Genomic DNA, 1,140 nt, shown 5'->3' with positions numbered 1-1,140 from the left:
CTCGCGAAAGTATCTCAGTTAGAATTTATGGAGGAGGAAATTCAATCATAGAAAGGCATGGTTGAGAAAAAGCTCGCCAACAAACTCAGATTTTTATAGATACAGAGTGAAGCCGCTGAATTGCGCGGTGTAATTGCAAAAAACTGAGGCGCAACAAGCAGAAATACAGGTCAAGATTGGCGAGGTGAAGCCAGAGAAGCTTCAAGCCAAACAACGTTTTCAAGAGCAAACAGCCACTGAATTGCGCGATATCAAATTTAGTTTAAAAGATGTACGCGAGCAGCTGGCAACGTCAAGCAATGTGCTTCAACGGATTGATATTCGTGCGCCGGTTGATGGAGCTGTAACCGGCTTAAACGTACATATGGTTGGCACAGTTGTTCGGGGAGGAGATCTCATCATGGAGATCGTCCCTGCGATGGATACTTTAATTGTTGAATCTCGTGTTTCGCCCACTGATGTAGACAAAGTCTATAAAGGCCTTGATGCTAGGATGAGAGTCGCGTCATTTAAACAACATGAATTTCCACAGTTGAGCGGAACGGTTGAGTCAATTTCGGCTTATGTCTTTGAAGATGAAAGACAACAAACGCAATATTACAGTGCACGTATTGCGCTAAATGGTTTTGTTGCAGACGACGATATGCTCCCATTTGATGATGACGGGAACCTTCTATCCATTCACCCTGGCATGCCAACAGAAGTAATGATTATTACTGGCTTAAGTGCACCTGCTCAGTACTTATTAGAACCATTGATTAATTCGTTTAACAGGGCCTGGAGAGATTCGTAGTTTGGGTTGTGTGGTTCAGCGCTATTATTTTAAAAACGGAGCCTCATGCTCCGTTTCTTTTATTTCATGTTGTAAATAGTTGCTGAATTGATCAGCTAGTCATACACTTCTCATACCTGTCGGGGAGCTTCCAGTGGTTAGGGAGCTGAGACTGCTAGCTATGCGCTGTATCCACAGTAAAAGCAGGACCCGTTGAACCTGATTTGGTTAATACCAGCGTAGGGAACAGTTTGCTCGTTTTGTAACGTTTGAGTCGTTATCAGCAGATTGCTCCCTAACAATTACCTTGGAGCATACATGAGCAACACGCCACAGCAGCCAGCTAAAAACGCAAAGATCACCGACGC

General features: G+C 43.9%; 1 protein-coding gene and 1 riboswitch. The gene reads left to right on the top strand.

Annotation, left to right across the window (positions count from 1 at the left end; all coding sequences use genetic code 11):
* Window positions 1–133: 133 nt before the first annotated feature.
* The gene (locus A3738_RS07580; RefSeq protein WP_068475781.1) at window positions 134–793 is read left to right on the top strand and encodes an HlyD family efflux transporter periplasmic adaptor subunit; all 660 of its coding nucleotides are present in this window, start codon (window positions 134–136) and stop codon (window positions 791–793) included.
* A 110-nt stretch (window positions 794–903) separates the two neighbouring features.
* Window positions 904–1,035, top strand: a riboswitch (TPP riboswitch).
* The last annotated feature ends 105 nt before the right edge of the window (window positions 1,036–1,140 follow it).

It is taken from the genome of Oleiphilus sp. HI0066 (assembly GCF_001635725.1).
The sequence above is the reverse complement of the archived record's forward strand: the minus strand, read 5'-3'. Positions and strand labels throughout refer to the sequence as shown.